22 protein-coding genes, 1 tRNA gene and 3 pseudogenes are annotated in these 26,016 nt (G+C 77.2%); 11 read left to right on the top strand and 15 right to left on the bottom strand.

Features of this window, described 5'->3' with window-relative positions; translation table 11 throughout:
• The first annotated feature begins 1 nt into the window (after nucleotide 1).
• The gene (locus H7K62_RS17685; protein WP_186720964.1) at nucleotides 2-553 is read left to right on the top strand and encodes a DUF402 domain-containing protein; all 552 of its coding nucleotides are present in this window, start codon (nucleotides 2-4) and stop codon (nucleotides 551-553) included.
• Between the two features lie 16 nt (nucleotides 554-569).
• Here H7K62_RS17685 and H7K62_RS17690 read toward each other — a convergent pair whose 3' ends face one another.
• The gene (locus tag H7K62_RS17690; protein WP_186720966.1) at nucleotides 570-968 is read right to left on the bottom strand and encodes a DUF952 domain-containing protein; all 399 of its coding nucleotides are present in this window, start codon (nucleotides 966-968) and stop codon (nucleotides 570-572) included.
• Between the two features lie 211 nt (nucleotides 969-1,179).
• Here H7K62_RS17690 and H7K62_RS17695 point away from each other — a divergent pair, with 211 nt between their 5' ends.
• Complete coding sequence (locus H7K62_RS17695; RefSeq protein WP_186720968.1) at nucleotides 1,180-2,055, top strand: FkbM family methyltransferase; 876 nt, start codon at nucleotides 1,180-1,182, stop codon at nucleotides 2,053-2,055.
• Here H7K62_RS17695 and H7K62_RS17700 read toward each other — a convergent pair.
• From H7K62_RS17700 to H7K62_RS17710, 3 genes are read right to left on the bottom strand one after another with little or no spacing between them, the layout of a single operon-like run.
• Nucleotides 1,998-3,320: a glycosyltransferase gene (locus H7K62_RS17700; protein ID WP_186720970.1), complete on the bottom strand. Its 1,323-nt coding sequence runs from the start codon at nucleotides 3,318-3,320 to the stop codon at nucleotides 1,998-2,000. The genes H7K62_RS17695 and H7K62_RS17700 overlap by 58 nt on opposite strands.
• Nucleotides 3,317-4,360 (bottom strand): glycosyltransferase, encoded by a 1,044-nt coding sequence (locus H7K62_RS24225; RefSeq protein WP_186720972.1) that lies wholly within the window; start codon nucleotides 4,358-4,360, stop codon nucleotides 3,317-3,319. The genes H7K62_RS17700 and H7K62_RS24225 overlap by 4 nt, the downstream gene beginning before the upstream one ends.
• Nucleotides 4,357-5,355, bottom strand: coding sequence for a WcbI family polysaccharide biosynthesis putative acetyltransferase (locus H7K62_RS17710; RefSeq protein ID WP_222437810.1), 999 nt, complete (start codon nucleotides 5,353-5,355; stop codon nucleotides 4,357-4,359). The genes H7K62_RS24225 and H7K62_RS17710 overlap by 4 nt, the downstream gene beginning before the upstream one ends.
• 139 nt (nucleotides 5,356-5,494) lie before the next feature.
• On the opposite strand from H7K62_RS17710, the pseudogene H7K62_RS17715 reads away from it, so the two are divergent.
• Nucleotides 5,495-6,511: pseudogene (locus H7K62_RS17715) on the top strand (glycosyltransferase); the annotation flags it as partial.
• A 44-nt stretch (nucleotides 6,512-6,555) separates the two neighbouring features.
• Here the strand turns inward: H7K62_RS17715 and H7K62_RS24230 are convergent.
• The 4 genes from H7K62_RS24230 to H7K62_RS17730 form a co-directional block, all read right to left on the bottom strand.
• Nucleotides 6,556-7,557, bottom strand: a complete 1,002-nt coding sequence (locus H7K62_RS24230; protein WP_370591838.1) for a glycosyltransferase family 2 protein — start codon at nucleotides 7,555-7,557, stop codon at nucleotides 6,556-6,558.
• Nucleotides 7,554-8,591, bottom strand: a complete 1,038-nt coding sequence (locus H7K62_RS17720; protein WP_186720974.1) for a hypothetical protein — start codon at nucleotides 8,589-8,591, stop codon at nucleotides 7,554-7,556. Before H7K62_RS17720 ends, H7K62_RS24230 begins: the two co-directional genes overlap by 4 nt.
• Entirely contained in the window at nucleotides 8,588-9,688 is a 1,101-nt protein-coding gene (locus H7K62_RS17725; protein ID WP_186720976.1) for a glycosyltransferase, read from the bottom strand. Before H7K62_RS17725 ends, H7K62_RS17720 begins: the two co-directional genes overlap by 4 nt.
• An 84-nt stretch (nucleotides 9,689-9,772) precedes the next feature.
• Nucleotides 9,773-11,587 (bottom strand): HD domain-containing phosphohydrolase, encoded by a 1,815-nt coding sequence (locus H7K62_RS17730; RefSeq protein ID WP_186720978.1) that lies wholly within the window; start codon nucleotides 11,585-11,587, stop codon nucleotides 9,773-9,775.
• 140 nt (nucleotides 11,588-11,727) lie between these two features.
• Here H7K62_RS17730 and H7K62_RS17735 point away from each other — a divergent pair.
• Nucleotides 11,728-11,815, top strand: a tRNA-Leu gene (locus H7K62_RS17735).
• Nucleotides 11,816-11,892: 77 nt separating this feature from the next.
• Here the strand turns inward: H7K62_RS17735 and H7K62_RS17740 are convergent.
• The gene (locus tag H7K62_RS17740; protein ID WP_186720980.1) at nucleotides 11,893-14,769 is read right to left on the bottom strand and encodes a helix-turn-helix transcriptional regulator; all 2,877 of its coding nucleotides are present in this window, start codon (nucleotides 14,767-14,769) and stop codon (nucleotides 11,893-11,895) included.
• Nucleotides 14,770-15,057: 288 nt separating this feature from the next.
• Here H7K62_RS17740 and H7K62_RS17745 point away from each other — a divergent pair, with 288 nt between their 5' ends.
• Both H7K62_RS17745 and H7K62_RS17750 read left to right on the top strand, forming a co-directional pair.
• Nucleotides 15,058-16,026, top strand: a complete 969-nt coding sequence (locus tag H7K62_RS17745) for a universal stress protein (protein WP_186720982.1) — start codon at nucleotides 15,058-15,060, stop codon at nucleotides 16,024-16,026.
• A gap of 83 nt (nucleotides 16,027-16,109) precedes the next feature.
• The gene (locus tag H7K62_RS17750; protein ID WP_222437812.1) at nucleotides 16,110-18,137 is read left to right on the top strand and encodes a HelD family protein; all 2,028 of its coding nucleotides are present in this window, start codon (nucleotides 16,110-16,112) and stop codon (nucleotides 18,135-18,137) included.
• Nucleotides 18,138-18,168: 31 nt separating this feature from the next.
• Here H7K62_RS17750 and H7K62_RS17755 read toward each other — a convergent pair whose 3' ends face one another.
• On the bottom strand, nucleotides 18,169-18,702 hold the full coding sequence (locus H7K62_RS17755) for a DUF6328 family protein (RefSeq protein ID WP_186720984.1): 534 nt from the start codon (nucleotides 18,700-18,702) through the stop codon (nucleotides 18,169-18,171).
• A gap of 41 nt (nucleotides 18,703-18,743) precedes the next feature.
• Here H7K62_RS17755 and H7K62_RS17760 point away from each other — a divergent pair, with 41 nt between their 5' ends.
• Nucleotides 18,744-19,475 carry a hypothetical protein gene (locus tag H7K62_RS17760; protein ID WP_186720986.1) on the top strand — a complete coding sequence of 244 codons (732 nt, stop codon included), beginning with the start codon at nucleotides 18,744-18,746 and terminating at the stop codon, nucleotides 19,473-19,475.
• A 119-nt stretch (nucleotides 19,476-19,594) separates the two neighbouring features.
• On the opposite strand, the gene H7K62_RS17765 is transcribed toward H7K62_RS17760, so the two are convergent.
• On the bottom strand, nucleotides 19,595-19,957 hold the full coding sequence (locus H7K62_RS17765) for a hypothetical protein (protein WP_186720987.1): 363 nt from the start codon (nucleotides 19,955-19,957) through the stop codon (nucleotides 19,595-19,597).
• 158 nt (nucleotides 19,958-20,115) lie between these two features.
• On the opposite strand from H7K62_RS17765, the gene H7K62_RS17770 reads away from it, so the two are divergent.
• Complete coding sequence (locus H7K62_RS17770) at nucleotides 20,116-20,571, top strand: MarR family transcriptional regulator (RefSeq protein ID WP_222437814.1); 456 nt, start codon at nucleotides 20,116-20,118, stop codon at nucleotides 20,569-20,571.
• Nucleotides 20,572-20,639: 68 nt separating this feature from the next.
• Nucleotides 20,640-21,845, top strand: a pseudogene (locus H7K62_RS17775) (MFS transporter); the annotation flags it as partial.
• Between the two features lie 66 nt (nucleotides 21,846-21,911).
• On the opposite strand, the gene H7K62_RS17780 reads toward H7K62_RS17775, so the two are convergent.
• The 4 genes and pseudogenes from H7K62_RS17780 to H7K62_RS24235 form a co-directional block, all read right to left on the bottom strand.
• A complete protein-coding gene (locus tag H7K62_RS17780) occupies nucleotides 21,912-22,730 on the bottom strand; it encodes an LLM class flavin-dependent oxidoreductase (RefSeq protein ID WP_186720989.1) in 819 nt (272 codons plus the stop codon).
• Complete coding sequence (locus H7K62_RS17785; protein WP_186721153.1) at nucleotides 22,727-23,017, bottom strand: SHOCT domain-containing protein; 291 nt, start codon at nucleotides 23,015-23,017, stop codon at nucleotides 22,727-22,729. Before H7K62_RS17785 ends, H7K62_RS17780 begins: the two co-directional genes overlap by 4 nt.
• 80 nt (nucleotides 23,018-23,097) lie before the next feature.
• The gene (locus H7K62_RS17790) at nucleotides 23,098-23,787 is read right to left on the bottom strand and encodes a response regulator (RefSeq protein WP_186720991.1); all 690 of its coding nucleotides are present in this window, start codon (nucleotides 23,785-23,787) and stop codon (nucleotides 23,098-23,100) included.
• Nucleotides 23,788-24,256: 469 nt separating this feature from the next.
• Nucleotides 24,257-24,337: pseudogene (locus H7K62_RS24235) on the bottom strand (hypothetical protein); the annotation flags it as partial.
• Between H7K62_RS24235 and H7K62_RS21665 the strand changes: the two are divergent.
• Both H7K62_RS21665 and H7K62_RS17800 read left to right on the top strand, forming a co-directional pair.
• Nucleotides 24,300-24,599 carry a hypothetical protein gene (locus H7K62_RS21665; RefSeq protein WP_222437837.1) on the top strand — a complete coding sequence of 100 codons (300 nt, stop codon included), beginning with the start codon at nucleotides 24,300-24,302 and terminating at the stop codon, nucleotides 24,597-24,599. The pseudogene H7K62_RS24235 and the gene H7K62_RS21665 overlap by 38 nt on opposite strands.
• 575 nt (nucleotides 24,600-25,174) lie before the next feature.
• Entirely contained in the window at nucleotides 25,175-25,948 is a 774-nt protein-coding gene (locus H7K62_RS17800; RefSeq protein WP_186720993.1) for a metal-dependent hydrolase, read from the top strand.
• Nucleotides 25,949-26,016: the final 68 nt, after the last annotated feature.

Raw genomic sequence — 26,016 nt, forward strand, 5'->3', positions numbered from 1 at the left:
CGTGATCGGTGACGAGGTGCAGGTGGCGTTCACCAAGTACGACGGCTCCCCGCACTGGCACATCGGCACCCGGCTGCTGGGCGAGGACGAGCACGGCACGTGGCTGCACTCCCCCGCGGGCACGTTCACGTGGCGGCCGGGGCTGGCGTTCACCTACGACCGCGCCAACGTGCTGTGCGTCCCCCGCGGCCAGCACTGGGCGGCGACCCTCTACGACGGCGGCGGCGCCTCCGCTGTGACCACGTACGTCGACATCACCACCCCGGCGGTCTGGTCGGCGGGGCGCGTGACGATGTCCGACCTCGACCTCGACGTGGTCCAGCGGGTGGGCGAGGAGCCGTTCGTCGACGACGAGGACGAGTTCGAGCTGCACCGCGTCCGCTACGCCTACCCCCCGGAGCTGCAGGCGCAGGCGCGCGCCGCCAGCGCCGCGGTGCTCGCGGCGGTGACGGCGCGCCAGGCCCCGTTCGACGGCGCGACGGCGGCGAGGTGGCTGGCCCTGGCCGAGCCGGCGTGGACGCCGGTCGCCCCGCCGGCGCGACCGGCGGGTTGACCGACGTCGCCGCCCCTCAGCGTCGGGGCGGGCTGACGGCCACGTCGAGACCGCCGAGGTCAGGCAGGACCAGCACGCCGTCGTCGTCACGCGAGACCCCGAGCGCCTCGACCACGGCGTCCACGGGGACCGGGCCGTAGACGTGCGGGTAGGAGGGCTGGCCCGCCGACGCCTGCTCCCACCGCACCGGAGAGCCTGCGGCCTCGCACGCGGCGACGTCCACGACGAGCAGCACGTGGTCTGCCAGGTCCTCGCCGTCGTAGAGGGCCGCCACCACCGCCGGGAGCTGGCTCGCGGTCGAGGCGTGGACGAACCCCACGTCGTCGAGGTCCGCGCCGAGGGTGGACCCCCGGTACTCACCGAGCTGGCGGGCCCGCTCCCACGCGGCCGCCTGCGCCAGGTGGAGGACCCTCACGAGACCGGCCTCACGGGTGCGGTCGAGGTCACGGGGACAGGCTCGGTGCCGGCCGCCGGCCCGTCAACCGGGCCACCGCGGTGCAGTCCAGGGTCAGGGACGGGCTTCTCCTGCCCCTGGACTGCACCAGCGCGGGCGACCTTGGCGCCGCCGCCGTAACGTGCCGAAGACCGGGGTCCGTCGGCACCGGCAGCCGACCAGAGGGGACCCCGTGACGCGCACCTGGACCGACCTGCTGGCCCCCGAGCGGCTCACCGCCGTGGTGGACATCGGCGCCAACCCCATCGACGGCGACCCGCCCTACGTCGACATGCTGCGCGCCGGCCTGTGCACGGTCACCGGGTTCGAGCCGCAGCCGGAGGCGCTACAGCTCCTCCTCGACGCCGCCGGCCCGCACGAGCGGTACCTGCCGCACGCCGTCGGCGACGGCGGCGAGCACGAGCTCAAGGTCACGTGGATGAACGGCATGACCAGCCTGCTGGAGCCCGACGTCGCGCGGCTGTCCACCCTCAACGAGTTCGCCCGCTACGGCGAGGTGCTGAGCCGCACCACCCTGCAGACCACGCGCCTGGACGACATCACCGACCTCGGCCCGATGGACCTGCTCAAGATCGACGTGCAGGGCTCGGAGCTGCCCATCTTCCAGAACGGCCGCGCCACCCTGGCGGGTGCGGTGGCCGTGCACACCGAGATGTCGTTCGCGCCGCTGTACGAGGGGCAGCCGCTGTTCGGCGAGGTCGACGCCGAGCTGCGCGCCCAGGGCTTCGTGCTGCACACCTTCGCCACGCTCAAGAAGTGGCCGATCGCCCCCGCGGTCATCGACGGCTACATCTTCACCAACCACCAGCAGGTCATCGAGGCCGACGTCGCCTACGTCAAGGACTTCGGCCGCCTGGACGAGCTCTCCGCGGAGCAGCTCACGCACCTCGCGCTGCTGGCCCACCACGTGTACGCCTCGCCGGACCTCGCGGTCCGCTGCCTGGTGCAGCTGGTGGCCGACGGCGCCGTGGACGACGCCGTGGTGCCCGCCTACGCCGAGGCGCTCGGCCGTTCCGTGGCGACGAACGGCGTGCGCTCGGACCGGTGAGCAGGCCGCTGGAAGCGGGGCTCGTGCTGGTGGTCGGCCCGGCCCCAGGCCCGCTGCAGGTCGACCTCCTGCGGCACGTCGGCTGACACGCCGGCCACGTCGAGCGCCAGCACGTCCGCACCGTCAGCGCGGTGGTCGTCACGGGTGCGCCGCACCAGCAGGTGCTCCCCCACGGCCACCGGCGCCACCTCCGCCAGCTCGGCCAGCGTCGCACCGGCCAGCACCACGGGCCGGTCGAGGTCCACCCGGTAGCGGCAGCGCCCCAGCACCGCTCGCGGCGGCTCGCCGACGTGCACGCGCGGGTCGTCCAGGAGCTCGGCCACCCGCCCCTCGCGCAGCCACACGCCCGCGTCGCTGCCCGCGAGCAGGGACGCCACACAGGCGACCACGTCCGCAGGGTCAGCAGTCGCGTCGTCGAGGACGACGACGACGTCGGGGTGGTCCCACACCAGCGCTCCACCCGGCTGCCCGCGCGTGGCCGGGCCGGCCACGAACCGCGCCAGCGCGAGCCCCTCCACGTTGCGGGAGCGGCGCGCGTCGTCGTCGTCGGTGCGGCCGGCGAAGTCCTCGCCGTCGTGCCAGGCCACCGCGGACGGCTCGTGGCGGAAGGTGGCGCCGGCCAGCCAGCAGCGGTGCGCGAGCTCCCAGTCCTCCCCGCCGTACGCGGTGAACGACTCCTCGAAGCCACCCACCCGCTCGAACAGGGCGCGCGTGGTGCTGAGCACGGCGGAGATGACGAAGCGGTAGGCGTCGTCGCCCGCGCTGCGCAGGTGGTCGGTGCGCTCGTAGGCCTCGAGCAGCCACGCCGGCTCCTCGAACTCCCGCGGCGCGGCGCCGGCGTCACCGGAACCGAGCCAGCGGCGCAGCTGGTCCGGCGACGTGGCGGCGAGGTCGCCGTGGCGGCGCCGGCCCACCACGAGGTCGGCGCCCGCCTCGACCGCGCGGACCACCGCGGAGACGTAGCCGGGCTCGGGCACGGTGTCGGCGTCGAGGAAGCAGATGACCTCCCCGGTGCTCGCGGCGGCGCCGAGGTTGCGCGCGGCGGCGGCGCGGAAGCCCTCGTCGGCCTGCGCGACCACGCGCACCCGGTAGGGCCGCTCGCCGGGGTCGGGCGCCTGCGCCGAGCCGTCGTCGGCCACCACCACGTCGAGCAGGTGCAGCGGGTGGTCCTGCAGCTCCAGCGCCGTGAGCACCAGCGCCAGGTCGTGCGGCAGCTCGTAGTGCGGCACCACCACCGAGACGGTGGTGGTGCTCGGGCCGCTCACGCGAGCCCGTCCAGCACCGCGCGCACCTGCGCCGCGGTCTCCTCCACGGTCGGTCCGGTCGGCGCACCGGGAGCCGCCCACGTGCTGGCCGGGTCGGCCCACGCGCGCGCCAGGGCGCCTGGCAGGTCGTCGTAGACCAGCACGCAGCCCGGGGTGCGCTCCAGCAGCTCGTCCGCGTAGTCGCTGCGCGGCACCAGCGGGCGCCGGCCCGCCGCGACCCACGCGTTGATGGAGCCCGACGCCGACAGGTGCGCGTGCGGCGCCACCGGCACCACGGGTGAGCGCAGCAGGCCCGGCAGGTCCTCCACCGGCACCCAGCCGGTCACCTCGGCGGTCCGGCCGAGCGCACCGGCCTGCTCCCGCAGGGCCTCGACCAGGTCCTCGTGCCCGGGTGACGGCCTGCCCCACGCCAGCAGCCCGACGCCCGGGGGCAGCACGTCGAGCGCATCGACCACGGCGTCGTGCCCCTTGCCCGGGTACAGGTAGCCGAGCACCGCCACCGCCTGCAGCGGGGCGTCCGGGTCAGCGGGTGCCCCGGCCGCCTGCGCGAGACCGCCCGCGAGCACCGGCACCGGCAGGGGGACGACGACGACGTCGAGCCCGTCCGGCCCGTCCCCGGGCCAGCACGCGCGCAGCAGCCTCTCCTCGTGGCGGCTCGCCACCACCACGGCGGCCGCGGCCTGCGCCACGCGCCGGTACGCGGCGGCGCGCCGCGGGTGGTTCACCGCGCCGTCGCTGGCCTGCGGCAGGTCGTGCAGCGCCACCACCAGGCGCCGCTCCCCGGCCAGCGCGACGAGCGCGTCGGCGGCCTCCTCGGGCCCCCGGCCGAAGAGCTTGTCGGTGACGTGCACGAGCACCGGACCGGGCGGTGCCGCCCGCACGGCCTCGAGCAGGGCCTCGCTCCCGGGGCGCTCGGCGAGACGCACCAGGTGCACCGGCGCCGCGTCGGACGCGCTCCGGGCCAGCGCGCGGTGCTGGTCGAGGGCGACCTCCACCACGCCGTGCTCCTCGGGGCCGACCACCAGGCAGACGACGCTCACGCGGCCCGGCCCGGTCCGGCAGCGCCGCCACCCGCGAGCCCCGCGTGGGCCGCGGCGGCAGCGGCGTGGCGCGCCAGGCCGGCCTCGGCGACGCCGGGGTGCTCGGCGTACCAGCGCAGGTGGGCCTCGCGCACCTCGTCGTCGTCGACCTCTCGCCCGGCCACGGTCCACGAGGCGCGAGCGGCGCCCGGGTCCGCGGCCAGGCCCAGGGCGTCGAGCACCTCGGGCAGCACGGGCGCGTGGACGCTGTCCAGCAGGGTCCGGCCGGGGTCGGTGACGCGGTCGGGCAGGCCGACGGCGGCCAGCACGCGGCCGGCGAGCCCGAGGAGCACCGCGTTGCCGGGGTGGTTGACGGTGTGGGTGGCCCGCGCTCCGGCCTCGGTGAAGAGGTCGACCACGGGCAGCGAGCCGTGGCGGGTCTGGCGCGTGCGCAGCTCGGCCGCGGACAGGTCGCGCACAGCGCGCACGGCCTGCGCGGAGGGGACCTCCGGCAGCGGCGCGGCTCCCGCGGCCAGGGCCAGGGTGCGCAGGTCGTGGTAGGGCACCAGCGGTGGCTCGCCCGCCCCGGGCGACCTCACGACCACCTGGAACGGGTGCAGCGCGGCCCAGCGCAGCACGGGCACCACCACGAGCTGCGGGCGGCGCAGCGCGCGGGACGCGACCTCGGCGGTGCCGAGCGGGAGACCGCGGTAGCCGTCCGCCACGGGCTGGGAGACCAGCACGTCGACCTGGGCGAGCAGCGCGTCCAGGTGGGGCAGGTCCTCGGCGGTGAGCTCGTGCACGGGCGGCACGCGCACCGTCCGCACCGGCGAGGGGGGCTGCGTCTGCGAGGGAGGCTGCGTCTGCGAGGGACCGCCGGCCAGCAGCACGCGCAGCGACTCCGCCTGGCAGTTGCCGTGCACGAGCACCAGCGGGCGCTCGTCCTGCGGCACCGGTTCCAGGCCGTAGAAGATCCCGTAGTGCCGGTGCCGGCCCGTCACCTCACCCGTCAGCACCTCCAGAACAGTAGGGGCGTGCGACCGTCCGGCCAGTCGGCCGACCACGGCGGGCGCAGGGGGGCCGAGGTGGTTGCATCGAGGCGTGACGCCCCGCTCGCCGAGCCGCCCCACCGCCCTCGGCGCAGCGATCTCCCCCGTGGTCTCCCCCGTCGCCTCGGGCCGGCGGCTGACGGTCGCCGTCCTCGGTCCGAGCCGCTACCCCATCGCGGAGCCGTACTCGGGCGGCCTGGAGTCGTTCGTCGGCGGGCTGGTGACGGGGCTGCGCGCGCGGGGGCACCGGGTGCTGCTGTTCGCCGCGGCCGGGTCCAGCGCGGCGCAGCCGGAGCTGCTGGCCGGTGGCGGGTGGCGCCCGGACGAGCTGTCCCGGCAGGACACCTCGATGCCCGCCGAGGCCTTCCTGCGCGAGCACCACGCGCACCTGAACGTGCTGACGGCGCTGCGCACCACGTACGCGCACGAGGTGGACGTGGTGCACAACAACTCCCTGCACCACCTGCCGCTGTCGATGGCCGACACACTGCCGTTCCCCACCCTCACCACGCTGCACACCCCGCCCACGCCGTGGCTGACCTCGGCGCTGGACGCCGGGGGCTCCTCGCACGCGTTCTCCAGCGTCAGCCGGTACACCGCGCGGCAGTGGGCGCCCTGGGTGGGCTCCGCCGACGTCGTGCACAACGGGGTGGACCCGCGCCGCTGGCCGCTCGGCCCGGGCGGCGGCGGGCTGCTGTGGTTCGGGCGGATCGTGCCGGAGAAGGCCCCGCACCTGGCGCTGGCCGCGGCCGCGGCCGCGGGGCACCACCTGCACCTGGTGGGCCCGGTGCTGGACCGGCACTACTTCTCCGCCTACGTGGCCCCCCACCTGGGCGCCGCCGCCACCTGGCACGGCCACCTCGGCGGCGACGACCTCGTGCGCGCGGTCGGTGCGGCCAGCGCCGTGCTCGTGACGCCCGCGTGGGACGAGCCGTTCGGCCTGGTGGCCGCCGAGGCCGCCATGTGCGGCACCCCCGTGGTGGCCTTCGACCGCGGCGGCCTGTCCGAGGTGCTGCGCCTGGGCGCGGGCCAGCAGGTGGGCGCGGTGGTCCCGCCCGACGACATCCTCGCGATGGCCGCGGCCATCGACCCCGTGCTCTCCCTCGACCGCCGCGCCGTGCGCGCGGCGGCGCTGGCCCACCTGTCGTCCGACGCGATGGTCGACGGCTACGAGCAGCTGCTCCTGGACGTCGCGGCGTCCGGCCCGGTGTCCGGCGCTCTGTCCAGCACTCTGTCCGGCGGCAGGGGCCTGGGGCCCGCGAGCGACCAGGTGTCGGTCGCGGCGTCGTAGTCCACCAGGCCGTCGGCGCGGAAGGCCTCCAGCCAACCGGTCATCGGCCACCAGCCCCAGCGGCGGCGGAACACCGCCCCGTTGCGCACGACGGCCGCCAGGTGCTGCACCGGCGGGCTCGACACCGGGTGGTGCTGGTGGTGGGCGTGGGCGCCGCCCACCCAGAACAGGGACCCGCCGAGGTCGCGCACGGTGGCGGCGACGTCGGTGTCCTCCCCGCCGTAGCCGGTGTACTCCTCGCAGAAGCCGCCGAAGCGCTGCCAGTCGCGCGCGGTCACCGCGAACGACAGGGACCAGAACAGCCACCACTGGTCCTCACCGGCCAGCAGCACCTGCCCGTCGGGCGGAGAGGGACGCGCGGCGTGCGGCGCCGCGGCCCCGGGCAGCGCCGCCAGGTCCGCCGGCCCGGTGACCCGCACGTGCGGCGGCAGGTACGCGACCGGCCCGCACAGCAGCGACGGCCCCGCGGCCGCGCGGACCTCCCGCGACGCCGAGGCCCGCTGGTAGGTGGCCACGAGCTCGGGCGAGGGGACGCAGTCGACGTCGAGGAGCACCAGCAGCTCAGCGCCGTGCGCGACGGCCGCCGCGGCGGCCGCGTTGCGGGCGCGGGCCAGCGGCAGCTCCCCCGCTCCCTCCCCGCGGTCGGGGCCGTCAGCGTCGACGTCGACGTCGACGACGACGCGCCGCGTGCCGGCCGCCGCAGGCACCTCGTCCAGCACCGAGCGGACCACCGGGTCGCCCATGGTGGCGACCACGTGCAGCTCCGGCGGTGAGGTCTGCGCCGCCAGGCCGTGCAGCTGGCCGCGCAGGTGGTCGTGGCGCCCCGCCACGATCGTCTGGACCGCCGTCCTCGCCGTCCCCGTCGTCCCCGTCGTCACGCCAGCCGCCCGCCGGTGGCGGCCATCGCGTCGAGGTGGGCCGCGGCGCGCTGGGCGCCGTCACCCGGGGCCCAGCGCCGCCAGGGTCCGGCGCCCACCTCCCGGGCCCGCTCCAGCAGCGCCGGCCACTCGTGGGCCTGCGGCCAGGCGTCCAGCGCCACCAGTCCCTCGCCGCGCAGCAGCTGCGCGCGGCGCACCTGCTCTCCGAACGGCCGCTGCTGGGCGACGACGACGGCGGCGCGGCGAGCGGCGGCGACCTCCGCCACGGCGTTGTGCCCGCCGTGGACGACCACCACCTCCGCGCGCAGCAGCGAGTCCCAGACACCGTCACCAGAGGCTGACGGGGCTGGCAGGGCTGACGGCGCTGACGGCGCTGACAAGGCCGAGCCCGGCACCCGGTGCTCCCAGCGCCACCCCGGGGTGGCCTCGACGGCGGCGCGCAGGTCGGCGTCGGTGACGTCCCGCCCGCCGCTGCCCCACAGCACGAGCACGCGGCCCGGCTCGGACGCGTCCGCCGGAGCGTCGCGGCCGTCGAAGCGGGAGAACGCCCCGACGTGCAGCACGGGCGTCTCGTCGTCGTCGTCCTGGGTCCCACCGCGGGGGGCGGGCCACGGCGCCAGCAGCGCCTGGGCGAGGGAGCGGCCCAGCCGGTGCGCGGGGTCGTGGCGGTCCCCGAGCATCGCCGCCACCACCACCGGCACCCCGAGCAGGCGCACCAGCGCGGTCATCTCCACCGAGACGTCGGTGACCACCAGCTGCGGCCGCTCCCGCGCCACCCACTCGGCCACCGCGGCGCCGCGCGAGCGCAGGCCGTCGTGGTGCAGCGGCACCCAGTGCAGCGCGCCGCCGGCCGTGGCCGTGGAGCGGTCGACCGGCTCGTCGTCGTCGCGGTCCAGCTGCACCCACTGCCCCGCGAAGCCCGCGGGCCGCGGCGCGGAGCTCAGCGCGGTGACGGGCGTGCGCAGGTGCCGGGTGATGGCCACCAGCCGCTGCAGGTGCCCCACCCCGTGGTGGTGCACGTACCAGCCGATCACGCGCGGGCCGCCGAGCTGGTGAGGCGCCGGTAGAGGTCGCGGTGGGCGCCGGCCACCTCGCGGCGCTGCTCGCGGCGCTGCGCCGCGGTGGCGGCCGCGCCCGGCACGCCGTCGAGCGCGCGCCGCAGGCCGCGGGCGACGTCGTCGGGGTCGAGCAGGTCCACCTCCACCAGCGGCTGCTGCTCGTGCAGGTAGCCGGTCCGGCCCGCGAGCACGGGGGTGCCGAGGTCGTGGCAGAGCTCCAGCCAGCCCGAGTGGGTGCCGTGGCCGTAGGCGAGCACGGAGACGTCGAGGGAGCGCAGGTAGTCGCTCAGCTGCGCGTCGTCGAAGCGGTCGTGGACGTGCAGGTCGATGTCGCCGCGGTCGTGGGCCTCGCTCAGCCAGCGGGCCAGCTCCGGGTCGTGGCGGCCGAAGCCGGGGTCGAGCGCCTCGGCGTGCACGTCCACGCGCAGCCGCACCCCCGCGAGGCCCTGCACCGCGGCGGCGAGGCTCCGCAGCACCGGCACCGCCACGAGGTTGGCGCGCAGGCTCTTGAGGTGCACCCCCACGAGGCGGTCGCCCTCGGGACGGGGACCGCGGGGCCGGCCGATCTCCTCCAGCGGGGCGATGTGCGGGTGCGGCACCACGAGCGCCTCGACGCCCCAGCGCCGGGCGACCTCCGCCGCGGCACCGGGGGTCAGCGTCACGACGGCGTCCGCCCCGGGCACCAGCACGTCGAGCAGCGCGGTGTAGGGGCGCTGGTCGGTGAGGTGGGGGTTCTCCAGGTCGTGCACCGTCAGCACCAGGGCCCTGCCGGCGCGGTGGACGGCGGTGAGGAGGTCGTGCAGCTGCTGCGGCGTGCGCCCCTCGAAGCCGAAGTGCAGGTGCAGCACGTCGAAGCGGTGGGCGTTCTCCGTCACCCACGCGGCGTCCAGCGCCGGGGAGGGCGCCCACCCGCTGCCCGGCGCCCGGGGGGACTCGAGGACGACGACGCCGGGCACGCGCGGGTCACCGGTGTGCTCGACGTAGTCGTGGTCACCGGGCACGTGCAGCACGGTGACGGCGCCGGTGGTCCCTGGCGTCGGCGTCGCCGTCGTCGGGGTGGGGTCGCCGAGCACGTCGGGCAGTCTGCATCACGTGTTCGAACCCGGCACCCGGTCGGGCTGTCGAGGTGCGGGGGCCCCGGTCGACCGCCGCGCCGGTCAGCGCCCGAACACCGGCGGCAGCGTGATCCTCGGAACCGAGGTGGGTGCGGAGGAGGGCTGCGAGGTCGGCTGCGAGGTCGGCTGCGACGGTGCGACGCTCACCCGCGGCACGGTCACGGACGGCACCGAGACGGACGGCACCGAGACGGACGGCACCGACACCGGGGGCACGGTCACGGACGGCACCGAGACCGGCGGCACCGAGACGGACGGCACCGACACCGGAGGCACGGTCCCCCCCGGCACCGACACCCGAGGCACGGTCACGCCGGGCACCGAGACGGACGGCACGGACACCGACGGCCCCGACACGCCCGGCACGGACACCCCCGGCACCGACACCGACGGTCCCGCCAGCGGCACCCCGGACGACGACGCGCCGGTCCGCACCTCCGCCGCTGAGGTGCCCGCCCCAGCGGCCGACGGCGCTGCGGGCGTGCCGCCGGCGAGTGCGGCGCTGCCCGACGGGGTCCCCACAGCGCCGGACTGGCCCGCGGCGGGTGCCCCTGCGGCATCCGGTGCCGCCGCTGCGGCCGCACCGCCGGTGACGGCCGGCGTCGCGGACCGGCCGAGCGCCGGATCCGCTCCCGACCCGCTCCCGGGGGCCGCGGCGGTGCTCGGGGACGCAGCGCCGCCGTCGTCGTCCCCGAGCACCGCTGCCACGAGCTGGGTGCGCGCGGCAGCCGTGGCCGCGGGGAGGTCGAAGGCGCCGGCCGCGGTCACCGCTCCCCCGACGCCCGCCGCGGCCACGGCCACCGCCGTCAGCGCGTGGGCGCCGGCGGTGGAGGCGGCGGAGGTCACCGCGGTGGCGGCCTGCGCGGGGGCGGCCAGGCCGAAGGGCAGGGCGGCGAGCAGCGTCGCCGGGCCGGCCACCCGGCGCAGAGAGCCGATGCCCACGCCCAGCAGGGCCCGGACGACCGCGGGGTCGAACTGCTCCCCCGCGCAGCGCGTGATCTCAGCGCGGGCCTGCTCGGCGGTCATGGGCTTCTTGTAGGAGCGGGCGGAGGTGATGACGTCGTAGGTGTCGGCCACCGCGATGATGCGGGCTGCCAGCGAGATGTCCTCCCCCGCCAGCGCGCGGGGGTAGCCGCGGCCGTCCCAGCGCTCGTGGTGCTGCTCGACGCCGTCCAGCCAGTCGCCCAGCCAGTCGCGCAGCGGCGCCACCAGCTCACCGCCGTGGTGCGGGTGGCCCTGGAGCTGGGCCCACTCCTCCTCGCTGGGGCGCCCGGTCTTGTTGATGACCTCCACCGGCACGTGCACCTTGCCGACGTCGTGCAGCAGCGCCACCCAGCTGAGGCGGTCGACGTCCGGCTCTGACAGGCCCAGCTCCCGGCCGATGAGCGCGGCGTAGGCCTGCACCCGCTCGCCGTGGGCGCGTGTGCGGTCGTCGTGGGCGGCGAGGGTGGCCACCAGCGCCAGCACCCGCTGGCCGGAGGCCTCTCCCCCGCGGTGGGACCCCTCCAGGGCCCCCGGTGACCAGCGGCGCCGCGCGAGGGTGAAGCGGTGCGGCACACCGTCGGGCAGCACCAGGGTGAGGCGCAGCAGCGCCGACAGCGGAGCCAGCCGTCGCAACCAGCGCGAGCACACGAACAGCGCACCGGAGGTGAGGAGCACCACCCCGCCCAGCCACAGCCACACGGGCAGCCCGAGCCGGTCCGGCGGGAGGGCGACGGCCGCCACCAGCCCCACCACCAGCGCCAGCACGAACGGGCCGACGACGACGGCGACCCGCACGGCCATCGCGAGCAGCGGGCGGGCGCGCCGGGCGGTGAGCGTCGGGTCGGCGTAGTTCTGGGTGGGACCAGTGATCACGCCCCGGCTGTCGGCGCGAGGAGCGTCCGGGTTGAGCGGTCTCGGGCCGGTCCACCCGTCCGGCCCAGCGGCGCGGCGCAGCGCGCGCCGAGGGGTCCTCCGGAGCGTCTGGTGCGGGTGCTACTGTCGTCCACGCACTCGTCCGGGTGGCGGAATAGGCAGACGCGCTAGCTTGAGGTGCTAGTGCCCGTATAGGGCGTGGGGGTTCAAGTCCCCCCTCGGACACCACGAAGAGCCCCTGACCAGCACCGCTGGCAGGGGCTTCGTCGTGCCCGGGCCGCGACGGGCCGGTGCCGGCGGGAGCCTCACACCCTGTCGAGACGGGCGCTGAGCTGCTGGCGGCCGGTGATGCCGAGCTTGGCGTAGACCTTCTGCAGGTGGTGCGCCACGGTGCGCGAGCTGATGCCCAGGCTCAGCGCCACCTCGGCGTTGCTGGCCCCCTGCGCTGCCAGGTGCGCCACCTCGCGCTCCTGGCTGGTGAGCTCGCGCGACCCCACGCGCCGCAGCGGCCGCTGCGGCGCGGTGGCCGCCAGCTCTCGCTGCGCCTGCCGGGCGAAGCCGGGCATGCCTGCACCCTCGAAGACCTCGGCGGCGCGCTGGAGCGGGTCCCGGGCGGCCACCGCGCGGCGCGCCCGGCGCAGGAGCATCCCCAGCGCGAGCTGGGCGGTGCCCGTCACCAGGGCGGGACCTCCCTGCGCCGCGGCGGTCGTGAGCAGTGCCTCCTGCTCGGCCAGGTCGTCGCTGGTCAGCGCTTCGCACAGGAGCCTGCTCACGCGCGCCAGCGGCGCGCCGCTGCCCTGCGCCCACGCGGCCACCTGGTCGAGGACGGCGCGCAGCTCGGCGGGGTCGGCACCGGACGCCTTGAGGGACATCACGTAGGGGATGGAGCTCACGAGCGCGCCGGTGCTGGGCGCCCGCCCGGCGACCCACAGGGGGCGCAGCGCCTGCGCCGCCAGCTGTACCTCTCCGCGCAGGCGGTGGCTCTGGGCGTGCGCCCAGCGGGCGCCGTCCGTCTCGGTGGTGAGGGGCTCCACCGGCGGCAGCGGTCCCTCCAGCTCGCTCGCGCTGTAGCAGCGCACCACGTCCACCACCGCCTGGGCCTGCGCCACCGCCGGGGCCAGCTCCGGGGCGTGCCGCAGCTGGCCGCGCGCGGCCTCGATGTGCCGCTCCGCCCGGGCGATCGAGCTGTCCAAGCTGGCCGCGTACCGCGCGAGGTGCAGGTCCACCGCCGCGGGACCGGTGAGGTGCGGCGCCCGAGATCCCGCCACGGCCAGCACGAGGTCACCGCGTCCCAGCGCCCGGGCGACGTCCGCGGCCCACCGGAGCACGGGCACCGGACCGCGGTCGAGCACGTCGAGCGCCTCGAGCAGCGCCTCCAGCTGCTCCTCCGGCACCGCGTCCCGCCACGGCACCAGCAGGCTCGCCAGGCGCCGGACCCTCGCGGCGAGGGAGTCCGGCAGCCGCTCGCCCGCACCGCGCAACGCCCGCCCGGCGCTGCTGTCGGTGGTGCTGTCGGCGCTGCGCCGAGCCACCACCGCCAGCACCGCCGCCGTGAGCAGCGCCTCGTCCTGCGCCAGGGCCGCTGCTCCCCCGGGTCCTCGGTCGCCGTCGTGCTCCTGCCCCGCGCCGTCCGTGCCGGACGGCTCGAGGGACTGGCCGACGGCGTCCGCGCAGCGCTGCAGGGCCCGGACCAGCTGGCCCGCGGCCGCCTCGTGCTCTCCCCGCGCCAGGGCCCGCACCGCGTCCGTGCGCGCCGCGACGGCCTCGTCCAGCGGGGTGCGCGGGGCGCCGGCCCGCTCGGTGAGCACGCCGGCGAGCAGCGTGCGTCCCAGGGCGGAGGCGACCTCCGCGGCGCGGAGCAGGTCGGTGCGGCGCGCGTCGTCGTCCTCCAGCTGCGCGGCGAGGGTGAGCAGGTCGCCGGCGCGACGCGGGTCGTGGCGCACCAGCTCCCGCGCCGCGGCGCGCAGCCGGGGCGCCGCCGCGCCCCGCCGTGCGGTCTCGTCGTGCTCGGGCGGCGCGGAGGGCGCAGCCAGCACGAGGGCCAGCCCTTCCTGCCGCCGCGCTTCCGCGGCCAACCGCACGGCGAGCTCCGCACGGCCCTGGTCCCGCGCCGTGGCCGCGGCGGGCTCGAGCACCGCCACCCAGGCCCGGTGCGCCCGGGACCGCTCCTCGGGCTCCACCCCCTCCGCGGCCACCTCCGCCAGGAGCGGGTCGGGCACGGCCTCGGCCAGCGGCTCGGTCAGCCCCTCGACGTAGCGGGCGTCCGCGGGGGCGTCGGGGCGGGCGCCACCGGCGAGGAGGTGCTCGGCGCGCCGGACGAGCGGCGCCCCGGCCGGGTCGTCCAGCAGCCCGGCCAGCAGCAGCCTGCGGCGCTCGGGCTCCGGACGCGTCCGGAGCTCCTGCACCGCTCGCTGCACCCACGGCAGCGCGGCGCTGTGCAGGGCGACCGTGGTGGCGGTGGGGGCGGAGGCCTGCGCGAGCCGGCCCAGGTCCACCAGCCGGCGGGGGCGGCCCGCCGCGAGCCGCACCACGCGCTCGCGCGCGTGCGGACCGGAGTCCGGGGCGACCCGCGCCAGCAGCGCCTCGGCCGCCGCGGGCTCCAGCGGGGCCAGCTCCAGCACGCGGTCCGCGTCCGGCCAGTCCAGGGCCGGCTCCGCTCCCGGGGCCGCCAGGAGCAGGCAGGCCGAGACCCCGGACAGGCGACGGGTGAGGAACCGCAGCACCTCCAGCGAGGCGGGGTCCGCCCACGGGACGTCGTCGACCGCCAGCAGCACCGGCCGGCTGCGCGCCACGACCTCCAGGCCCCAGAGCACCGCCATGGACAGCGGCACCTGTCCGGGGGCAGGCACCGCCCAGCCGCTCGCGGTGTCCAGGGCCGCGCGCGGGGCGGGCGCGAGCTCCTCCCCGGCGGCCGCGAGCCGGTCCAGCTCCTCCACGAGGGGGCTCACCAGCTGCTGCAGCAGGGCGCGTTCGATGCCGGCCTCCTCCTGGACCGCGCGAGCGCGCACCAGGAGCCAGCGGGGCGTGGCCCGCGCGGTGTGCGCGGCGGCCTCCAGCACGGCGCTGAACCCCGCACCGGGTGGTCCGGTGAGCACCACGGTCGTGCCGCGCCGGGCCGCGGCGCCCTCGAGCGCTGCGGTGATGGCGCCCAGCTGCGCCGTCCTGTCGAGGAGCACCTCCACACAGGTACCAGAGGACACCGTTGATCACAGCCGGTGACTGGACGTCGCCTGTAAGGCTGCTGCGCTCATGGGTCCGTCCGCGTCCGGGAGTCCGGCAGCACCGGCAGAGGGGCTACCGGCAGGGATACGGAGTCACCAACAGTGAGACCCCGGGTCATGGGCAGAGCCCCGGCGGACCTCCTGCGGGGGCTGCCCGTCAGCCTCTTCCCCCCGGCGGGCGCCGGTCGTAGCGTGCGGGGCTCCCGACCGGGCGAGGGCGCCCGGTCTGAGCAGGCAGGGAGGGCCCGCGTGTCCACCTCGGAGCAGCACCGCGACGTCCGCCGCCGACCCGCACCGCCGCCGCCCGGCAGGCGCCACGTGGTGACCGGGTACGACGGCTCCGAGGGCGCCGAGCGAGCCCTCGCCTGGGCGGCCCGGGAGGCCGAGCGGCTGGACGCCCCGCTGCGGGTGGTGGTGTGCGTCGACTGGCACCCCGTGGCCAGCCCGGAGGCCGCCGGCGCCCTGCTGGCACCGCCGGACCTGCGCCGACTCGGCGAGGAGCTCGCCGAGCGGGCCGCCACCCGGGTCCACGAGGAGCACCCGGGGCTGGCCCTGACCACCGCCGTGCACGACTGGGCCTCCGCCGTCCCGGTGCTGCTGGAGGAGAGCGGCGCGGCGCGGCTGGTGGTGCTGGGCTCGCGCGGCCACGGCGCCTTCGCCGACCTCATGCTCGGCTCCACCAGCGCGCAGGTGGCCGTGCACGCGCGCTGCCCCGTCGTCGTCGTCAGACCCCCCGAGGGGCGACCAGCGGGGACGACGACGGCGATGACGATGGTGGAGCGCGGCGTCGTCGTGGGCGCCGACAGCTCACCGACCGCCCGGTGCGCCCTGCGCTTCGCCCTGCGGGCGGCCGCGGTGCGCGGCACCGAGGTGACGGCCGTGCGCGCGTGGCAGCCGCCGTCCCTGTGGGGTGCCAGCCAGCACGGGCCCGCGCACCAGCAGCTGCTGGCGCTGGAGCGCGCCCAGGCCGACCTGCTCGAGGAGGTGGTCCGCGAGGCGCAGGCGGCGGACGGGACGGGCGTGGTGGTGCACCGGCGGGTGGTGCGCGAGCACCCCGCAGCGGCGCTGCTGCACGCCGCCGCCGGGGCGGAGCTGCTGGTGGTGGGCTCACGCGGGTCCGGCGGGTTCCGCGGCCTGCTGCTGGGGTCGGTGAGCCGCGCGGTCATCCACCACGCGCGCACCGCCGTGGCCGTGGTGCACGGGGACCGGGACGACTGACCCACCGCACCGGCGGGGCGCGGTAGGTTCTCCGGCTCGTGGCTCGCTCCGACGCAAGCACCTCCCCCCTCCCCCCTGATCCCGTGCTCGCCGCCGAGGGCGCCTTCCTCGAGCACGTCGGCGACTGCCTGGCGCACATGCGCAGCACCGCCGAGGCGCTCGTGGACGTCGGCGGTGACGCCTACGCCTCCGAGCGGCTCGGGGCCCAGCGCGCCGAGCGGCTGCGCGCCCTGGCCGACCTGCCCGACGTCCCGGCGTTCTTCGGGCGCATCGACGACCCGGGGCGCGCGCTGCACATCGGGCGCCGCCACGTGGTGGACCCGGCGGGCGACCCGCAGGTCATCGACTGGCGCGCGCCCGTCAGCCGCACCTACTACCAGGCCAGCGCCGCCGACCCCCAGGGCCTGCTGCTGCGCCGGCGCTTCGGCTTCTCCCGCGGCGAGCTGACCAGCTACGAGGACGAGGACCTCGCCGGAGCGGGCGGCCCGCCACCGGAGGACGACGGCGGGCCCGCGCTCGGGGCTCTGGTGGTCGCGGAGATCGAGCGCCCGCGCAGCGGGCCCATGCGCGACATCGTCGCCACCATCCAGCCCGACCAGGACGACATCGTCCGCGCCCCGATCGAGGAGTCCGTCTGCATCCAGGGTGCCCCGGGCACCGGCAAGACCGCCGTCGGGCTGCACCGCGCGGCGTTCCTGCTCTACAGCCACGCGGAGCGGCTGCGCCGCAGCGGCGTGCTGGTGGTGGGCCCGAACCGGGCGTTCCTGCACTACATCGACCAGGTGCTGCCCGCCCTGGGCGAGGTGGACGTCACCCAGCGCACGGTCGCCGACCTCGGCCCCGCGGTGGCGGTCCGCGCCGTCGACGCCCCTGAGGTCGAGGCCGTCAAGGCCGACCCGCGCCTGGCTCAGGTGCTCCTGCGGGCGCTGCTGGACGGCGTGCGCGAGCCCGTCGGGGACGTCGAGGACGTCGTCCTGGAGCTGGCGGACCGGCGCTACCGGGTGCGGGCGCACCGGGTGGCGGCCGTGGTGCGCACCCTGGCGGAGAAGGTCGCCGCCCCGGCGGAGCGCCGCGAGGTCTACTACGCCGCGGCGCGCACCCGGCTGGCGAGGGCCGTCGCCGAGGACGCCCGCCGCCAGGGCGAGGCCGCCGGCTTCGCCCCCACCGACGGCGAGACCGCGCGGGCCGCGCGCAGCAAGCCGGTCAAGGCCGCGGTCGACGCCCTCTGGCCGGCGCGCCGCGCCGTCGACCTGCTCGCGGACCTCTACAGCGACCCGGCGCTGCTGGCCCGGGCCGCCGAGGGGCTCCTGGACGCCGACGAGCAGGCCGCCCTGCGCTGGGAGACGCGCCCCCGCTCGCTGGCCCGCGCCCCCTGGACGGCGGCCGACGTCGTCCTGCTCGACGAGGTCGAGGGGCTGCTGGAGCGCCCGGAGACCTTCGAGCACATCGTCGTCGACGAGGCCCAGGACCTCACCGCCATGCAGTGCCGCGCGATCGGGCGGCGGCTGGCCACCGGGTCGCTCACGGTCCTCGGCGACCTCGCGCAGGCCACCCACCACGCCTCCCTGGGGCGCTGGTCCGCGGTGATGAGCCACCTGGGCCGACCGCAGGCGACCGTGCGGCCCCTCACGGTCGGCTACCGCGTGCCGGGTGAGGTGCTCGACTTCGCCGCCCGGCTGCTGCCCTCGATCGCCCCCGACCTGCCCGGTCCGCGGGCGGCCCGGCGCGCCCCCGGCTCGCTGCGGCTGCGTGAGGCCGCCGACCTGGTGGAGGTGACCGCCGAACGCGCCGCCCAGGAGGGGTCGACGGCCGTCATCTGCACCGACGCCGCCGTCGAGGCCACCGCCGACGCGCTGCGGGCGGCGGGTCTCGACGTCGCCGTGCTCGGGGACAGCGGCACCGGAGACCAGCTCTCCGGTCACGTGGTGGTGGTCCCGGCCGGCCTCGCGAAGGGCCTCGAGCACGACCACGTCGTCGTGCTCGACCCCGCCGCCGTCGTCGCGGCCGAGCCCCGCGGCCTGCAGCGCCTCTACGTGGTGCTCACCCGAGCCGTCACGAGCCTCACGGTGGTCGGCGCCGAGGGCCTCCCCGCCCCCCTCACCCCACCGTGATCATGGGCGTTGTGCGCACACCCCACCGTGATCATGGGGTGGGCTGGCGGGTGGTGCGCAGCGCGCGGCGGCGCAGCGTGAACGGCAGCACGCCCCACAGCCCGGCGAAGACGACGACGGCGACACCACCGGCCACGAGGCCCGGGCCGCCGCCCAGGAGCACCGCCACCACCAGCAGGACGACGGCGACCAGCGCCCCCGCCAGGCACGCCAGCCCCGCCACGGCGCAGCGGTGCCCGACGGCCACCAGCTCCGCGCGAGCGCGGCGCCGGAACAGGGCCCGGTGCACGCTGACCGGCGCGGCGAACAGGGCCGTGGCCAGCACCGCCAGCCCCACCGCCACGAGGTAGACCACCACCTGCCAGGTGGGCGCCTGCTCGAAGCGGGACTGGAACGGCAGCGTCAGCAGGAAGCCGGTGAGCACCTGCACGCCGGTCTGGACCACGCGCAGCTCCTGGAGCAGCTCGACCCAGTGGCGGTCCAGCTGCGCCAGCGCGGTCTCACCGCGCTCGTCGCGCCACCCGGCGCTGGTCGTCGGCTGTCCGGGCTGCTCCACGCCGGCCATGGTCGCTGGTCCCCGTCGAGGCCGCCCGGGAGGATGCACCGGTGGATGATCCGCTGCTCGCCGTGGCCCCCGCGGAGGTGGGCCTGCTGCTGCAGCGCAGGTCGCACCCGCGGCTGGTGGGGGCGGCGCTGCTCGGCCTCGCCGGTCGCGGACTCCTGCGCGTGGAGTGCACCTCGCCGAACCGGTTCCAGGTGGAGCCGTCGTGGCACCTGGAGGTCGTCGACGACGGCGGCGGCAGTCCGAGCCTGCGGTCGCACGAGGAACAGCTGCTGGAGGTGGTGCAGCGCCTGGTGTCCAGGCGCACCGGCGCGCGTCGCGAGGTGCGGGACCTCGACGACGTCGACGAGCTGCGGGGCTCCGCCGGGTCCACGCGCGTCGAGCGGGCTCTGCGACGTGACGCGGCGGAGCGCGGCTGGCTCACCGCTCCCCCGCGCCGCAGGCCCACGGCGTCAGCGCGGGCACTGCGGCCGCTGGCCCTCGAGACCCGTGAGCGCCTGCTGGCCGGTGGCGCGCCGTGGACGTCGCCGCTGCTCGCCCTGGCTACGGCGCTGGACGCGCTGCCCCCCGAGCGCGCCGGCGCCCCGCGGTCGGGCACCCCGGCAGCGGACGAGGACGGGCCGGCCTGGTTCGTCCCCGGGCGCCGCCCGCAGGACCGGGGGTGGCCGGGAGCGCTGCAGCTGGCGCGAGCCGTGGCGGCGCCGCACGCCTCCGGAGGCCTCGACTGGGGCTCGGTGCCGGAACTGGTGGGGTCGCTGCTCGACCTGTGGCGCTGATCGCCCACGTGATCATGCAGAAGACCCGCACCTGAGCGCGTCAGGTGCGGGTCTTCTGCATGATCGGCGACCGCGCGACCAGGAGATCAGGTGACCGCGAGGTCGGAGGGCGGGTCCCGTCAGCTGGCGGCGGACAGGAACGCGGCGACCGCGTCGGGGTTGGACAGCGCGATGGACAGGTCGAGCAGGTCGTCCATGGTGAGGACGGGTCCGGCGTGGTCCTCCAGCGCTTCCAGGGGCAGGCTCGCCACGCGGACGCCGCGGGCGGACAGGCCGGTGACCACGCGCTCGGAGGCCTGCTTGGTGACCAGGCCGGAGCACTTGGGGCAGGTGAACTGGTAGAAGCTGCGCGCCGCGTCGGAGGCGCACACCACCAGGTCGAAGCTGTCGGCCGGCAGGGTCATGGCCCCGCAGACCGGGCACGAGCACGTGATCCGCGCCGGCTCGCCGGCACGGGGGGCGGGAGTGGTCGGGTCGGGCACGGTGGCCTCCTCGGGTCCTGCGGTCCGTGGTCAGACGCTAGGCCTCCGACCCCCCTCTTCGCGGGAGGCTCGCCGAACTCGTGGTGGCAGATCGGTCACAGCGCGCACCCACGCCTCCTCAGGTCGACAGATGCATAAGCGAGTGATACAAATGACGGGTGCCTGCAGCAACCGACGCCTCCGCCGAGTTCTCGGCGGCGCTCGAGGACCTGCTCAGCTGGGCCCGGCGCCTGGCACCCCCCGGTGACCTGAGCCTGGCCTCCACCACACTGCTCGCCCGCCTCGCGCGGGACGGCGGCTCGGGCGTCTCGGCCCTGGCCGCCGCCGAGGGCGTCAGCCAGCCGGCGATGAGCCAGATGGTCGCCCGCCTCGAGCGCGACGGCCTCGTCGCCCGCACGGCGCACCCGCAGGACGGGCGGGCCCTCGTCGTCGTCCTGACCGACGCGGGCCGCGAGCTGGTGGGCGCGCGCCGCGCAGCCCGCGCCGCGGCGCTGGCCGACCTGCTCGAGACCGCCCCCGACGGCGACGCCGAGGTGCTCCTGGCCGCAACGCCCGCCCTCACGCGCCTGGCGCGCGCGGCGACCGACCGGCGCGGCGCCCTCGCACTCGCCTGACCCACCCCAGAACACCCCCAGAACCCCCGGAAGGACTCGCTCCCGTGAGCTCCCACGCCCCCACGTCGATGCGCGACATGCTCAAGCAGCCGCGCGCCGTCTGGGCCGTCGCCTTCGCCTGCGTCATCTCGTTCATGGGCATCGGCCTGGTCGACCCGATCCTGCCGGTCATCAAGGACGAGCTCGGCGCCACGCCCGGGCAGGTCTCCCTGCTCTTCACCAGCTACCTCGTGGTCACCGCCGTCGCGATGCTCTTCGTCGGCGCGGTCTCCAGCCGCATCGGCGCCAAGAAGACCCTCATCGCCGGCCTCGCGGTGATCGTGGTGTTCGCCGGGCTCGCCGGCATGAGCGGCGGCGTCGACGGCATCGTCGGCTTCCGCGCCGGCTGGGGCCTGGGCAACGCCCTGTTCATCGCCACCTCGCTGGCCGTCATCGTGGCCAGCGCCACCGGCGGCTTCGCCGGCGCGATCATCCTCTACGAGGCCGCCCTCGGCCTCGGCATCGCCGTGGGTCCGCTGGTCGGCGGCCTGTTGGGTGGCATCTCCTGGCGCGGCCCGTTCTTCGGCGTCTCGGGTCTCATGCTCATCGCCCTCGTGGCGACGGCGCTGCTCGTGCCGTCCACGCCCAAGCCAGCGCACCCGACGCCGGTCTTCGCCTCCCTGAAGGCGCTGCGCCACCGCTCGCTGCTGACGATGGCGCTGGCCGCCCTCGCCTACAACTGGGGCTTCTTCACCCTCCTCGGCTACGCGCCGTACCCGATGGAGCTGGGCGTGCACCAGCTCGGCTGGGTCTTCTTCGGCTGGGGCCTGCTGGTCGCCGCCTTCAGCGTCTGGGTGGCCCCGCGCCTGCAGGCGCGCTTCGGCACCGCGCCCACCATGTACGCCGTCTTCGCCGGCCTGGCCGTGCTCATGGGCGTCATCGCCGCAGGGGTGGCGCACCCGGCCGTCGTCATCGTGGCCACCATCGCCACCGGCGCCTTCATCGGCATCAACAACACGCTCATGACGCAGGCCGTCATGCTCGTCTCGCCCGTCGAGCGCCCGGTCGCCTCCTCCGCCTACGGCTTCCTGCGCTTCATCGGCGGCGGCCTGGCCCCGTTCGTGGCCGGCAAGCTCGCCGCCGCCAGCGGCTTCGGCCTGCCGTTCTGGGTGGGCGCCGCCTCCTTCCTCGTGGCCATCGCGATCCTCGCGACCGGGCACCGGATGCTCGCCCGCGCCGAGGCGGCGGCCCCCGCCGCCCACGGCGACACCCCCGAGGAGGAGCTGGCCGTGCCCGAGCCCGCCGGCGAGGGCCTCGACCTCGAGCGCCTGGCTGACGAGGCCCCCGCCGCCCGTCGCTGATCACCGCCTGAGGGCCAGCACGTCCGCCGCGAGCTCCTCGGGGACGACGAGCTCCCCGATCCCGCACCGCCGCACGAGGCCCGCGATCTGCTCGCGGGCCTCGTGCGCGTCCGCGGGCAGCGCACCGGCGGCCCCAGCGGCCCGCAGCCCGGCACCGGTGGCGCCGGACCGCGCGACGAAGGCGCTGGTCCGGTCCCCCACGGCGACCAGCTGCCACGCCAGCCGCGGTGACCGCTGGCCGCCGCTGGGGCCACCCGCACCGGTGGCGGTTGCGGCGAGCGCCGTGACGTCGTCGCCGGTCGCGTGCGGCGGTGTGGCCAGGGCGACGACGTCGGCCACCCGGCCCGCCACCGCGAGCGCCTTCGGCCCGGCCGCGGCGACGACGACGGGCGCGTCCGGCACGCCCTCGCGCACCGCGGAGACGACGGCCTCCAGCTGGGCGAGCCGCTCGGAGGCCCGCGCGGGCCACGGCACGCCCAGCGCGGCGGCGTCGGCGGCCGCGTCCGGGCGACCGGTGCCGATCCCCAGCTCCGCGCGTCCGTCGGACAGGTGCTGCAGCGCCGCGACCTCGCGGACCACCACCTGCGGGCTGCGCAGCGGTGCCGCGAGCACCCACGGGCGCAGCCGGATGCGCGTGGTGACGGCCGCGGCCGCTGCGAGCGCCGGCACCACCGACGGCAGCCCGGCGGCGTCGGGCACGAGGAGGGTGTCGACGCCGGCGGCGTCCCAGGCCACGACCTGCTCGAGCCAGGACCGGGCAGGGCGGCGCGGGTGCGGCGCGGAGACCACCGAGACCGGCAGCCCGAACAGCCCCGTCATCGCCGGGTGCTCCTCAGCACGGCGAGGCGGGCGCGGTAGCCCTCCTCGTCGACCTCGCCGCGGGCGAACGCCTCGCGCAGCACGTGCTCGGCGCTGCGGGAGCGGTGGCGCCGGACGGTGACGACGACGGCGCCGATGACGAGCACCCAGAAGAGCAGCGGCACGAGCAGCCAGGGGCCGGGGCCGCCGCCGTGCCAGGGGCCGTAGCCCCAGCGCGGGTCGGTCGCGGTGCTCGTGAGGGTGCTGGCGACGGTGGTGGAGATCGGGCTGGTCAGGAGTGCGTCCATGCCGTCCACGGTGCTCCGCCGACCCCGTCCGCCGCGTCGGCCTGGGTGCGTCACTGCGGCTGCGCCTGGCGGCGTACGGCTCAGCCCTGCCAGCCGGGGCGCACCAGCCCGGTCTCGTAGGCCAGCACCACCAGCTGCGTCCGGTCGCGGGCCCCGAGCTTGGCCAGCACCCGGCCCACGTGGGTGCGGGCGGTGGCGGGGCTCAGCACGAGCCGCGCGGCGACCTCCTCGTTCGACAGCCCCTCGGCCACCAGCGCCATGACCTCCCGCTCCCGGGCGGTGAGCACGTCCAGCGCTGCGGCGCGCGGGCCGGCGCCGGTGGGCGGCGCGGCGGAGCGGGCGGCGAACTCCGCCACCAGCCGCCGCGTCGCGCCGGGGCTCAGCAGCGCCTCCCCCGCCGCGGCCACCCGCACGGCCCGCACCAGCTCCGCCGGCTCGGTGTGCTTGACCAGGAAGCCCGTGGCGCCCGCGCGCAGCGCGTCGAAGACGTACTCGTCCAGCTCGAAGGTCGTCAGGACGACGACGCGGACGCCGCCCAGCGCCGGGTCCGCGGTGATGCGCCGCGTCGCCTCGATGCCGTCCAGGCGCGGCATGCGGACGTCCATGAGCACGACGTCGGGCCGCAGCTCGCGGGCCAGGGCGAGCGCCTGCTCGCCGTCGTCGGCCTGGCCCACCACCACGATGCCGTCCTGCGCGTCGAGCAGGGCGGCGAAGCCGGCGCGGACCAGCTGCTGGTCGTCGGCGACGAGCACACGGACCGTCTCGCTCACAGCGGCAGCACCCCCTCCACGCGCCACCCTCCCCCGGGGCGCGGGCCGGCGTCGAGGCTGCCACCCAGCGCGCGGGCGCGCTCGCGCATCCCGGGCAGGCCGCTGCCCCGGTGCGCGCGGGCGCGGCAGCGCCCGGTCCGTCGTCGTCGACGACGACGACGAGCCGGTCGTGCGTGCGGCGCAGCAGCACGCGCGCCGCCGACCCGCCGGCGTGGCGGGCCACGTTGGTCAGCGCCTCCTGCACGATCCTCGCGGCGGCCAGGTCGACGGCCACCGGCAGGCCCGCGAGCTCCCCCTCGGCCGTGGCGCTGACCTGCAGGCCCGCGGCGCGCGGGCGGGCGAGGAGGCTGTCGAGGTCGGCGACCGACGGCGCGGGGGCCCGAGGCGGGCGCTCGTCGTCGGGGGCGTCGCCGCGCAGGGAGGCCAACACGCCGTGCACCTCTACCAGGGCGTCGCGGCTGGCGGCGCGGATCGCGGTGAGCGCCTCGCGGGCCACCTCGGGGCGGCCGTCCATGAGCTCCAGGGCCACCCCGGACTGCACGGTGATCATGGAGAGGCTGTGGCCGATGACGTCGTGCAGCTCCCGGGCGACGGCGAGGCGCTCGTCGCTGGCGCGGCGGCGCCGCTCCTGCTCGCGGGCCAGCGCCTCCTGCTCGGCCTGCCGGCGGCGGTCGGCGGCGGCTGCGCGACGGGCCCGCACCCCCTCGCCGACGGCGACGACGAGCAGCCAGGCCAGCGACCCGGCCACCGACGACCACGCCGCGGGTGCGAAGTACCAGCTCAGCAGCCAGGTGGCGGCGAGGAGGCCGTAGGCCGTGCCTCGCTGGCCCAGCCCCTCGCGCCCGAGCGGCGAGCCCGCGACGGCGCTCACGGTCGCCACCGCCACCGACAGCCAGACCGGCCCGGTGACCCCGGTCAGCGCGGCCCACACCAGCAGCGCCAGACCGGCGACCAGCTGCGCGACGTGGGGCCACCGGCGGCGCAGGAGCAGCGATGCCGGTCCGGCGAGCAGCAGCGGCAGGTGGGCCGGGAAGGGGCTGAGGTCCAGCTGGAGCGCGAAGGACATCGCGCGCGTGCCGGCCACCTGCACCACCGCCGTCGCGAGCGCCGGCGCCGCGAGCCGCAGGCGGGCGCGGCGCTGCGCGGCGCGGTCGGCCGCCCGGTCGGGCGGCGGCGCAGGGGTCACCGCTCGACGCTAGCCAGCGCGGGCGGTCGCCGTCGTCGTCCTGGGAGCGCAGCCGCCCGTACGCCGCGCTGCGTACCCATCCCCCTCGTGGCGTCTCAGCACTGGCGGCGCGGCGGCCACGACCCGGCGACCGTCCGTGACTAGCGTGTGACGCCGGGTGGCCTGTGGTCACCCGGCGGAGCGATCGGGGAGGCGAGACGGGTGCTGGGTCACTCGCACGCGATGTCAGGGCTGGCCGCCGGTGCGGCGATGCTGCCGTTCGCCGGGCAGGTCGGGGTCAGCGGACCCGTCGAGCAGGTCGCCTGGGTGGCGGCCTGGGGCGGCTTCGCGATGCTGCCCGACCTCGACCAGGGCGGCATCCACTGGCGCGGGGTCATGCCCAGCTCCACCGGCTCCACGGTGGCCCGCATGTGGGGGCCGATCACCACCACCCTCGCGAAGGTGGTCGGCAAGATCGCGGGGGGCCACCGCCAGGGCACCCACGACATCCTGCTCGCACCCGCGATCTTCGGGCTGCTCACGGTGCTGGCCGCGCAGAACCCCTGGGCGTCGATGGCGGTGATCGCGCTCGGCATCGGGCTGGCGCTGCAGGCGCTGCACGTGGTCATCCCCGGCAAGGTCGAGCAGACGGTCATCGGCAACCTCGTCATCTCCGCGGCGGGCGCCTACTGGGTCACCCACACCGCCGACCACGCGCTGCCGTGGCTGCCGTACGCGGTGGCCGGCGGCGTGGTCGTCCACATCCTCGGCGACTGGCTCACCGTGGGCGGCGTGCCCGTGCCCCTGACCTGGGTGGGCGGGCACTCCGCGCGCCTGAGCGCCAGCCTGTTCAAGACCGGCGCCAAGCCGGAGCACGTGCTGGCCACGATGTTCGGCATCGCCGCGATCGTGCTGGTCATCGTGTTCTCGCCGCTGCAGGGCTACGTCGCGCCCGTGATCCAGCCCGTGCTCACCAGCGCGCAGACCTCCCCGTAGGACGACGACGACGAGGGCCCCGCCCCGGTCGCACCGACCGGAGCGGGGCCCTCGTTCGTGGGCGGGCG

Origin of the sequence: Quadrisphaera sp. RL12-1S, assembly GCF_014270065.1 — a bacterium.
GTDB lineage: Bacteria > Actinomycetota > Actinomycetes > Actinomycetales > Quadrisphaeraceae > Quadrisphaera.

What these genes read in the sequence shown, in the direction of transcription:
- H7K62_RS17755 (WP_186720984.1), bottom strand. Translation starts at nt 18,702, where the DNA reads ATGGCCGGCGTGGAGCAGCCCGGACAGCCGACGACCAGCGCCGGGTGG.
- H7K62_RS17780 (WP_186720989.1), bottom strand. Translation starts at nt 22,730, where the DNA reads ATGACGGGGCTGTTCGGGCTGCCGGTCTCGGTGGTCTCCGCGCCGCAC.
- H7K62_RS17785 (WP_186721153.1), bottom strand. Translation starts at nt 23,017, where the DNA reads ATGGACGCACTCCTGACCAGCCCGATCTCCACCACCGTCGCCAGCACC.
- H7K62_RS21665 (WP_222437837.1), top strand. Translation starts at nt 24,300, where the DNA reads ATGAGCTCCAGGGCCACCCCGGACTGCACGGTGATCATGGAGAGGCTG.